This is a genomic window from Myxococcus sp. CA005 (assembly GCF_006518205.1).
GTDB lineage: Bacteria > Myxococcota > Myxococcia > Myxococcales > Myxococcaceae > Myxococcus > Myxococcus xanthus.
Map to the genome: position 1 here is coordinate 67377 of NZ_SRLV01000037.1, position 10387 is coordinate 77763.

General features: G+C 68.3%; 9 protein-coding genes. 8 read left to right on the forward strand and 1 reads right to left on the reverse strand.

The annotated features are described in order from the left end of the window. Nucleotides 1-40 precede the first annotated feature (40 nt). The 8 genes from FMQ63_RS18210 (at nucleotide 41) to FMQ63_RS18245 (ending at nucleotide 9610) form a co-directional block, all read left to right on the forward strand. Nucleotides 41-745: a YIP1 family protein gene (locus FMQ63_RS18210; protein ID WP_171452249.1), complete on the forward strand. Its 705-nt coding sequence runs from the start codon at nucleotides 41-43 to the stop codon at nucleotides 743-745. Continuing rightward, nucleotides 742-2088, forward strand: coding sequence for a TolC family protein (locus FMQ63_RS18215; RefSeq protein WP_011554179.1), 1347 nt, complete (start codon nucleotides 742-744; stop codon nucleotides 2086-2088). Before FMQ63_RS18210 ends, FMQ63_RS18215 begins: the two co-directional genes overlap by 4 nt. After that, nucleotides 2085-3344, forward strand: coding sequence for an efflux RND transporter periplasmic adaptor subunit (locus FMQ63_RS18220; protein ID WP_011554178.1), 1260 nt, complete (start codon nucleotides 2085-2087; stop codon nucleotides 3342-3344). The genes FMQ63_RS18215 and FMQ63_RS18220 overlap by 4 nt, the downstream gene beginning before the upstream one ends. Then, nucleotides 3341-4093: an ABC transporter ATP-binding protein gene (locus FMQ63_RS18225; RefSeq protein ID WP_011554177.1), complete on the forward strand. Its 753-nt coding sequence runs from the start codon at nucleotides 3341-3343 to the stop codon at nucleotides 4091-4093. The genes FMQ63_RS18220 and FMQ63_RS18225 overlap by 4 nt, the downstream gene beginning before the upstream one ends. Further along, nucleotides 4090-5328, forward strand: a complete 1239-nt coding sequence (locus FMQ63_RS18230) for an ABC transporter permease (protein WP_011554176.1) — start codon at nucleotides 4090-4092, stop codon at nucleotides 5326-5328. The genes FMQ63_RS18225 and FMQ63_RS18230 overlap by 4 nt, the downstream gene beginning before the upstream one ends. A 4-nt stretch (nucleotides 5329-5332) precedes the next feature. Continuing rightward, on the forward strand, nucleotides 5333-6565 hold the full coding sequence (locus FMQ63_RS18235; protein WP_011554175.1) for an ABC transporter permease: 1233 nt from the start codon (nucleotides 5333-5335) through the stop codon (nucleotides 6563-6565). Nucleotides 6566-6615: 50 nt separating this feature from the next. Next, nucleotides 6616-7608 carry a cysteine synthase A gene (locus tag FMQ63_RS18240; RefSeq protein WP_011554174.1) on the forward strand — a complete coding sequence of 331 codons (993 nt, stop codon included), beginning with the start codon at nucleotides 6616-6618 and terminating at the stop codon, nucleotides 7606-7608. 226 nt (nucleotides 7609-7834) lie between these two features. Next, nucleotides 7835-9610 (forward strand): hypothetical protein, encoded by a 1776-nt coding sequence (locus FMQ63_RS18245; protein WP_225909310.1) that lies wholly within the window; start codon nucleotides 7835-7837, stop codon nucleotides 9608-9610. 64 nt (nucleotides 9611-9674) lie between these two features. Here the strand turns inward: FMQ63_RS18245 and FMQ63_RS18250 are convergent, their stop codons facing one another. Further along, nucleotides 9675-10244 carry a DUF4123 domain-containing protein gene (locus FMQ63_RS18250; RefSeq protein ID WP_020478844.1) on the reverse strand — a complete coding sequence of 190 codons (570 nt, stop codon included), beginning with the start codon at nucleotides 10242-10244 and terminating at the stop codon, nucleotides 9675-9677. Nucleotides 10245-10387: the final 143 nt, after the last annotated feature.

Here is a 10387-nt window from a genome sequence, read left to right on the forward strand (position 1 = left end):
GGACGAGCGACGTACATCGCTCCGAGACCTCCACCACCATATGACTTCTCTTGCTCAACCGGCCCGCGTCTTCGTCGATCCCCTCGATGGGACCCGTGCTGCCGTCGAGGCGCGCCGCTGGGTGTGGCCTCTCCTCATCCTGGCCCTGTGCGTGTCCGCTTCCGGGACGCTCTTTTCCCTCCGTTGGGACGTCGCGCCTGACGTCATCCGCCAGCTCCAGGGTTCTGGTCAGCTGATGGGGCTGTCGGAGGCGGACCTCACGGACAAGATCCAAACGGAGTCGCGAAAGGCGCTGGTCGGTGGCATCGCCAAGGGCGTCATCCTGATGCCGCTGATGGCGCTGCTCCTGGCCTGCATCCTGTGGGTGGTCAGCTGGCTCTTCGACCGGCCCGCGTCCTTCGAGCAGTTGCTGTCCGCGGCCGTGCTGGCGCTACTGCCCATCGCGCTCTACCACCTCATCCTGACCCTCTGCGTCGCGGCGCAGCACTCCATTACCATGGCGCGGGTGATGAACCTCGTACCGTCGAACCTGGGAGCCGTGTTGCAAGGCTTGAGTCCGAAGATGCAGCGCGTGGCGTCCACCGTGGACTTCTTCAACCTCTGGAGCACGGGCCTGCTGGGGCTGGGCTTCTCCGCCGCCACCGGGATGAGTCGTGGGCGTGCGGTGCTGCTGGCGGTGGCGCTGTACGCCATGTACGCGGGCATCTTCCTCATCGGCCTTCCCGCCCAGGCAGGTGCGCAATGAACGCCTTCGTGATCGCGGTCGCCCTGGCCGCCGCTCCCTCGGACTCCGGTACACCCATCACCCTGGACCAGGCCCGCGCGGAGGGCCGGCAGAACGTCGCGGCCATCCAGGCCATGCTGGATGTGGCCATCGCGGACGAGGACGTGAACCTGTCCCGCTCGGTGCTGCTGCCGCAGCTCTCGCTCGATGCGTCGGCCGGAAAGATCTGGTTCGGCCGCAGGCAGGAGTTCACCACGGTTCCGGACCCGGCCAACCCGGGAAGCTTCATCCGCAACGCGGTGGAGACGCCCTCCACCAGCACCCAGAACTACGACCTGGGCTTGTCGCTCACGCAGGTCATCTACGACCGCGCCCGCTGGAAGCAGTTGGAGCAGAGCGGCGTGGTGCGTGACGCGCAGAAGGGACAGGCGCGGGAAGAGGCGGACACCTCCGAGCTGGAGGCCATCCGCCGCTTCTTCACCCTCTACCGCACCCAGGCCACGCTCCAGGTGCTGAAGGCCACCGTCGAGCGGAGCGAGCAGCAGGTGGAGCGAGCCCAGGCGCTCTTCCACGCGGGCCGCACGGGCAAGAATGAAGAGATCACCGCCACGGTGAACCTGGGGACCGACCGCATCAACTACACCGCGATGCTCGGGCAGCTGGTCAACGACCAGTCCCAGCTCGCCGTGTGGTTGGCCCGGCCGGGCACCGAGGTACTGACGGCCCAGGACCCGGGCGTGCTCACGACCGAGCCGCCGCCCGCGCCGTCGGTCAACGAGGCGCTCGCGTCGGCCCGCGCGTACCGGCCGCTGCTCAGGACGCTGGAGCTGCGCATCCGCGCCGCGGAGCTGAAGCAGTCCATTGCCCGCTCGGAGTACCTGCCGCGCCTGATGGCCCAGGGCCTCTACAACCGCGGCGGTCCGGACGCCTCGCTGGTGTTCACCGAGCCGCGCCTGCAGAACCGCTTTACCGCGGCCGTCGGGTTGAGCTGGGACCTGTTCACCGGTCTGTCCACGGGGGCGAGCTCCCGTCGCGCCGAGGCGGACATCCGCAAGGCGCAGCTGACGCTGGAGCAGACGGCGCGGGAAATCGAAGGTGAGGTTCGCGCCGCGCACCGCACGCTGGAGGCCCAGTTGGAGGCCGCTCGCCTGGCTGCGCAGAACGTCGAGGTCGCTACCCAGGGCCTGGAGATGCAGGAGGCGCGCTTCCGCGCTGGCGCGGGCTCCACCCTGGAGGTCCGCGACGCGCAGCTGAGCCTGACGCGCGCTGAGCTCGCCTTGTTGGAAAACAGGATCGATGTCGAAATCGCCCGCTATTCATTGCAGCGGGCCATGGGCGCCCTGAGCCCGGGAGAGTCGAAATGAAGTGGTGGAAGGGTGCCATTGCTGGCGCGTTGTTCCTGGGTGCTGCGGCCATCACCGCGGGCGGGTTGAAGGACCGTCCTCCGCCGTCGCTCGAAGTCCAGCTGTCGAAGGCCCGGAAGGGCTCCATCACCCGCACTATCACCGGCGCGGGCAAGGTGCAGGCGGCCACGACGGTGAAGATCTCGTCCAGCCTCTCCGGTGACCTGGTGGAGCTGGCGGTGAAGGACGGCGAGGCGGTGACGAAGGGCCAGGTGCTGGGCCGCATCGATCCGCGCCTCTACCAGGCCGCGCACAAGCAGGCCTTGGCGTCGCTGAACGCCTCGCGCGCCGACGTGCAGGTGGCGGAGGTGGAGGTGGGCCGCGCGCAGTTGGAGCTCGCGCGTGCGGAGGACCTGGCGAAGAAGGGCCTTTCGTCCGCCGCCGAGGTGGACACGGCGCGGGCCACGAAGAACACGGGGGATGCGCGGCTGGCATCGGCCAAGCAGATGCTGGCCCGCAACATGGCCATCGTGGACCAGGCGCAGACGGACCTCACGCGCACGACGCTGGTGTCGCCCATCGACGGCAACGTCATCGAGCTGTCGCGTGAAGTGGGTGAGCGTGTTCGTGGCTCGGACCTGTCCGAGGACGTGGTGATGACCATCGCCGCGCTCAGCGCCATGGAGGTGAAGTTCGAGGTGGGCGAGCACGAGGTGGTGCACCTCAAGCCGGGCCAGCCCGCGGAGATCACGCTCGACGCACTGGAGGGCCAGACGTACTCGGGCTCCGTGGTGGAGATTGCCCAGAAGGCGCTCATCAAGAACGAGGGCACCGAGGCCGAGGTGACGAGCTTCCCCATCACCGTCGCGCTGGACACCCGTCCGCCCAACGTGCTGCCCGGCATGAGCTCCGAGGTGCGCATCTCCGCGGAGACGCACAATGACGTGGTGCTGGTGCCCATCCAGGCGGTGACGGTGCGCTCGGAGCGCTCGCTGCCGGACTACAAGGCGCCCATCGAAGGGGGCGGGCTGACGGCGAAGCGGACGGAGTCGCTGGCCAAGGTCGTGTTCGTGGTGGACAGCAGCAACAAGGCGCAGGTGCGCCGCGTGCAGACGGGCATCGCCTCTGACACGGAGCTGGAGATCGTCTCCGGACTCAATGATGGCGACCGGGTGATTGAAGGTCCGTACCGGACGCTGTCGAAGGAGCTGAACGACGGCGACATCGTGCGTGAGCCGGAGCAGGGCGCGGGAATGAAGGGCGGTCGGAAGTCGTGAGTCAGGCCAGCGGCGCGGGACCGCTCATCCAGGTGGAGAACATCACCCGCGTCTTCCACGTGGGTGGAGAAGAGGTGCGCGCGCTGCGCGGCGTCTCCTTCGGCATCAACCGGGGCGAATGGGTGGCCATCATTGGCCAGTCCGGCTCTGGCAAGAGCACGATGATGAACGTGCTCGGCTGTCTGGATACGCCCAGCAGCGGCCGGTACATGCTGAACGGCAAGGACGTGTCGCGCATGAGCGACGACGAACTCGCCGTCATCCGCAACGTGGAGATTGGCTTCATCTTCCAGACCTTCCAACTGCTGCCCAAGGAGACGGCCCTGGCCAACGTGGAGCTGCCGCTGGTGTACCGGGGCATTGGCGCGCGGGAGCGGCGCGAGCGGGCCAAGGCGGCGCTGGACAAGGTGCAGCTCACCCACCGCATGCACCACCGGCCCAACGAGCTGTCCGGTGGACAGCGCCAGCGTGTGGCCATTGCCCGCGCGCTGGTGTCCGAGCCCTCCATGCTGCTGGCCGACGAGCCCACGGGCAACCTGGACTCGGCGACGGGTGAGGAGATCGTCCGCCTGTTCGAGCAGCTCCACAAGGGGGGCCACACGCTGGTGCTCGTCACGCACGAGCCCAAGCTGGCGGCGCGCTGCCCCCGGGCCATCCGCCTGAGCGACGGAGAGATTGTCGCGGACGGTGACGGCCGCACGGTGGCCATGGGAACGGCGACGGACGTACTGAACGCGGGGGGCGCATGAGCCAGCGGTCCGCCTTCCGCGTGGATGTGCTGGAGGGCGCACGCATCGCGGTCTTCTCCCTGAAGGCCAACCGCCTGCGCACGGTGCTGACCACCCTGGGCATTGGCATCGGCGTGGCCACGCTGCTGGCCATCGTCGGCATCATCCAGGGGCTCAACACGTCCTTCCACAAGCAGTTGGCCACCTTCGGGGCGAACACGATGTACGTGTCCAAGTGGCCCTGGATGATCAAGGGCGACTGGTGGAAGTACCGCAACCGGAAGAACTTCACCCTGGAGCAGATGCAGCGGCTGCGCACGCTGGCGCCCTTCGTGACGGCCATGTCCCCGGCGGTGTCTCGCCTGTCGGACGTGGCGCATGGCGGCGAGCAGATGTCCACCGTGCGCATCCAGGGCGTGACGCACGAGTACCTCAACATCTCTGGCTACGAAATCACCGGCGGGCGCTTCCTCACCGAGGCGGACGACGCGACGACGCGGCCGGTGGCGGTGGTGGGCGCGGACGTGGTGGACGGGCTCTTCCCGGGCGTCAGTCCGGTGGGGCAGTCGATTCGCATCGACAACCGCACCTTCCAGGTGGTGGGCACGCTCAGCCGCAAGGGGAAGATGGTGGGGGAGAGCATGGACCTGCTCGTCTTCATCCCCTTCAAGACGTTCTATTCGAGCTTCGGCAAGGGCCGCAGTTTCGAGATTGCCATGGCGGTGGAGGATGCCTCGCAGATGCGGTCCGCGGAGGACCAGCTCACCGGCATCATGCGGCGCGTGCGCTCCACGCCTCCGGGGGCGGAGGACGACTTCTCCATCAACCGGCCAGAGGCCATGGCGCAGACATACGAGCAGCTCACGGGCGCGTTGTACGGCGTGGCCGTGGGCGTGGGGCTCATCACGTTGCTGGTGGGCGGTATCGGCATCATGAACATCATGCTGGTGTCGGTGCGCGAGCGGACGCGGGAGATTGGCGTGCGGCGTGCGCTGGGCGCCCGGAAACGGACCATCGTCTTCCAGTTCCTGATGGAAGCCTCGAGCGTGTCCGCGGTGGGAGGCCTGCTGGGGACGACCGTGGGATTGGGCACGGCCAAGGTGGTGTCGCTCATCACGCCGCTCGCGGCGGACGTGCAGCCGATGACCGTGGTGGCGGGGGTGGGCTTCGCCGCGCTGGTGGGCCTGCTGTTCGGCATCTGGCCGGCGGCGCGCGCGGCGAACCTGGACCCCGTGGAAGCCCTTCGTTACGAGTAGCGCGATGCGAGCGTTCCTGGACAATTTGCGGTTGGCGTTGGGCACCTTCCTGGGCAACCCGCTGCGCTCGCTGTTGACGCTGCTGGGCATCGTCATTGGCGTGGCGACGGTCATCACCATGATGGGGCTCATCGAGGGCCTGCGGGTCAAGGTGAACAACGACCTGGGACGGATGGGGGCCCACACCTTCCAGGTGACGAAGTGGCCCGCGGGCGGCTTCGGGCGCATCAACTGGGCCAAGTTCGCCAAGCGCAAGGACTTCGAGATGCCCGACTCGCGGGCCATCGAGGAGTCCTGCCCGTCGGTGGGGACGGTCGTGCCCACCGACGACGAGGGTGGCCAGAAGCTGGCCACGGCGAGCTCGGAGACGCGGCCGTCGGTCCGCGTGTTCGGCACGCCCGCCAACTACCCGCTGGTGAGCGGGGTGTCGGTGCAGGCCGGGCGCTACTTCAACGAAGTGGAGGCGCTGGACGGCCGCTATGTGGCGCTGCTGGGGACGGACGTGTCGGACGCGCTGTTTCCGGGCATGAATCCGGTGGGCCACGAGGTGCGCATCAAGGGCCGGCCCTTCCGCGTCATCGGCCTGCTCCAGAAGCGGGGGAGCATGCTGGGCATGTTCAGCCTGGACAACCAGGTGATGATTCCGCTGAGCGTCTTCCACCAGCTCTACGGGAAGAAGCGCTCGCTGGACATCAGCGTGCAGGCGAAGTCCCCGGAGCTGTTCAGCAAGGCGCAGGACGAGGTGGCCTCGCTGATGCGCCGGCGCCGCGACGTTCCGGCGAACATGCCCAACGACTTTGAATTACACACGAACGAGTCGGTGACGGCGTCGTTCAATCAGCTCTCCCAGGTCATCACCATCGCGGGCGTGGGCGTGTGCCTGCTGTCCCTGGTGGTGGGCGGCATCGGCATCCTCAACATCATGCTGGTGTCGGTGATGGAGCGGACGCGGGAGATTGGCGTGCGCAAGGCGCTGGGCGCGCGCAAGCGCCGCATCCTGGGACAGTTCGCCACGGAGGCGGTGCTGCTGTCGCTGATGGGCGGCGCCCTGGGCCTGGGCCTGGGCTTCGGGCTGGTGTTCCTGGGCAACTGGATGATGGGCTTTCCCATGCAGGTGCCCCCGTGGGCGGTGGGCCTGGCCCTGTTCATGAGCTGCGGCGTGGGGCTCCTGTTCGGCATCTACCCGGCGGCCCGCGCGGCGAAGTTGGATCCGGTGGAGGCCATGCGGGCGGATTGAGGGCGGTGGTTCCCGGTGACGGGCGCCACCCTTCGCGTTAAGCACAGCCCATGGCGCCTCGCATTGGAACGCTCTGGGACTCCGTCGGAAACACCCCGCTGCTGCGCATCGGCTCGCTGAGCCGGCAGACGGGGTGTGAAATCCTCGCGAAGGCCGAGTTCATGAACCCCGGCGGCAGCATCAAGGACCGCGCCGCGAAGGGGATGATTCAGTGCGCCGAGGCGCAGGGCCTGCTGAAGCCGGGCGGCGCCATCTTCGAGGGCACCGCGGGCAACACCGGCATCGGCCTGGGGCTCTTGGGCCGCGAGCGCGGGTACCGCGTGGTCGTCACCATGCCGGACAACCAGGCCCGCGAGAAGTACGAGCTACTGGAGGCCATGGGCGTGGAGGTCCGAAAGGTCCCCGCGGTGCCCTTCGCCAATCCGAACCACTTCTTCCACCAGGCCCGCGTGCTGGCGGAAGCGCAGGGCGGCTTCTGGGCGAACCAGTTCGAGAACCCGGCCAACGGCGACTACCACTACGAGACGACGGGCCCTGAAATCTGGGAGCAGTGCGAGGGCCGCGTGGACGTGCTGGTGGCGTCCGTGGGCAGCGGTGGGACGATGGGCGGCGTCAGCCGTTACCTGAAGGAGAAGAACCCCGCCGTGCGCGTGGTGTTGGTGGACCCGCCGGGCTCGGGCCTCTTCACCTACGTGCGCGAAGGGCGCATGGAAGGGCCCGGTTCTTCCATCACCGAGGGCATTGGCATCATGCGCCTCACGGAGAACTTCCGCCGGGCCCAGGTGGACGAGGCCATGCGCCTGGGGGACCAGGACATGGTGGAGATGCTCTACCACCTGGCGCGCGAGGACGCGCTGGTGGTGGGCACATCGGCGGCCCTCAACGTGCGCGCCGCGTGGGAGCTGGCGCGGCGTCATCGGGGCGAGGGGCTGCGCATCGTCACCTTCCTGTGCGACCACGGCAGCCGCTACGCGTCGAAGGTGTTCAACCCGGAGTTCCTCGCGTCCAAGCAGTTGGAGGTGAGGCCGCTTCCCGTGGATTGACAGTGCGGGGTACTCGGGTGGTCGTGCTGCAATTCAACACCCTGGGACTGCAATGACTCTCCCTTGAGTCTGTGACGTCTGCTGTTACAGAGCGAGTCACGCTGTGGCGTGATTTGTCATTGCCACCAGCGGCGGCGCACGCGCCGCGCTTGAAGGCGTTGAAAGGGGACTCTGGCCTGCGGGGTGCACAAGGCCGCGTTTGCAGTCTACCCGCGAGGAGTCCCCCATGAAGCAGTCCTCCAAGAAGTTTCCAGGCGTGTTGCGCACCTGGTCTGGCGTCGTCGCCGCATCCCTGCTCGCAGGGTGTGGTGGCTCCGAATCCCTCTCATCGGAGGAGCCGGCGGCCGCGGCGCAGGAGCAGGCGCAGACGGGCGCCGCGCCCATCCTCGATTCGATGGATGCCATCGCGCTCGACGGCGAGCTGACGTCGAAGACGCGCAGCCTCATCCGCGCGAAGCTCGCGCAGGGGCAGGTGCATCAGCAGGTTCCGGTGGTGTCGGACTCGGGGCAGGCGCTCGTGCTGAACGACCAGGGCCTCGATGGTGACGAGCAGGCCGGTGACGGCGTGTTCTCCGCCATTGGCGACGTGGACTTCGTCACCCACCGCGCCACGCAGGACCGCATTCGCGAGTTCCAGGAACGCAATCCCCAGACGCCGCTGACGGTCGCGACCTTCGACAACCGCGTCCGTGTCTCCGAGCGCGTCCTCACGCCGCTGTCGCCCGACGTCTTCCGGCCGGGTGTCCCCATCCCCATCTTCCCCGCGGGCATCTCCCACGCGGTGAAGCCGGAGAACTCGCTCATCATCACCCACCCCAACGTGGTCAATGACCCGACGCGCACGTATGACCCGTGCACGAACGCCGGCAACCCGAATGGTGTGTGGACGTTCAACCACCTGATGCGGGAGATGGCGAGCTCGTACGTGTCGCCAGCAAACCTGACGGAGCACTGGCTGCGTCAGTGGACCGTGAACCAGAACATCAACGGCTGGACGGTGCCGGCGCGCCCGGCGATGACCGCGCGAATCCTCACGCCGTGGCCGCGCTCGAGCGGCGCGCTGGAGCTGGCGCGGTCGCCGTTCAAGCTGGTGGCCATCGTCAACCGCCTGGACCTGGGCGCCAGCGCGGGGCCGTCCGCCTACGCTTCTGGTAACGCGGGCGAGCTGCGCTTCGTCTTCGCCGCGGTGGATCGTTCGAGCGGGACCTGTGGCGTGCGGCCCTTCCTGGTCATCTTCGAGTACGGTGTCCCGCACGCCAGCTGTGACGCGGTCCGCACCTGGGCGCAGGGGTGGCTGAACCTGTCGGCGCCGTCCATGATTCTGGGCAGCTCCGCGTACAATGCGGCGCTGACGAGCCTCACGCAGCAGGTGGTGGTGCGCAACGCCGCGCCCCGCAAGCCGAACGGCAGCGCCATCAACCAGATCCGCACCAACGAGGAGTGGCTGCGCTACCCGTGGGAGCTGCGTGAGTTTCACCTGATGGGCTCGGGTCCCTCGGTGAACCGCCTGCAGGGCCAGCCGACGGTGCTGACGCCGGGTGATTCGCACAACAACACGACGGTGCTGCGTGACTTCATCAACGCGAACACGCCCGCCATCCTGGCCAACAGCTACACCGTGCCGCCGACGTACCCCACGTCGAGCACGCCGTTCCTCGGCGCGTTCCCGTGGATTTCGTCGCCGACGGACTCGTACTGGCGTGCGTCGGGCATCTCCGTCAACGACGCCCGTCACGTCTTCTCGCGCAACACCTGCAACGGCTGCCACGGCCGCGAAACGCGCACCGAGTTCACGCACATCGACGAGTACGGCGCGCTTTCGCCGTTCCTCGCCACGGGCATGGCCAGTCCTTCCACGGCCTTCTGGGTGCAGGACCCCGTCGTGACGTCGCTGAGCCGTCCGTTCTACGAAATCCAGATGCGCAACACGAACCTGGACAGCGTGGCGAACCAGGCCTGCCTGGCGCGCGCGTTCGACCGGCCTCTGCTCTCCGCGCACTGACGCGGGGAAGCCCGACCGGGGCGCATCGATTCAACGGTGCGCCCCAGGGGGGGGGCCGAGGCCACTACATGAGCGGCGTCGGGAGGACGGTCAGCGGCGGCGCGTCCAGGGGCGCCTCCTCGGGACGGCGCGCGTAGGCGAGCATGCTGCCGCCGTCCTCGGACTCGGCGAAGAACTGCTCGATGGGGCCGAAGAGGAAGTCCAACTCATCGTCCGTGCATGTGGGCAGGTAGACGCGCAGCACGCGCGGGTCGTAGTAGCGGAACACCAGCGGCTTGCCGTTGGCGTCCTTGACCTTGAGGAAGCGCCGCAGGTGCCGCCGCAGCGCGTCCGGGTGGGCCGGGCTCTGCACGAAGATGCCCCAGCTCTTGCCCCAGCCCGCGGCGAGCAGTTGCTCCGTGGCGGGCGCTCCGGGCCGCAGTTGCACCAGGTAGGGCGCCACCTCCACCAGCTCCGGTGGCAGCTTCCCCGCATAGAGGCAGCTCTGCGTCAGGCCGCAGGTGAGCACCAGCCGGTGGATGTTGGGGGCCCGCGCCCCGTCCAGGATGGCGTAGAGCGCCGAGGTGGGCGCTTCCTCCGTGGCCTGACGCATCCACTGCAGCAGGCCCGGAAGCTGGGGGACCGGTGCGCTCACGCCGCGGCCCGTTGCTTCTGCTTTTCACACTCCTCGCAGAACGGCACACCCGCCGCCGCGGCCTGGCGCAGGGCTTCGGCCTGCCGTGCCGGGTCGGGGAAGAGGGTGAAGACCTCCACGGGGGGGCGCGCCAGGGGGATGAC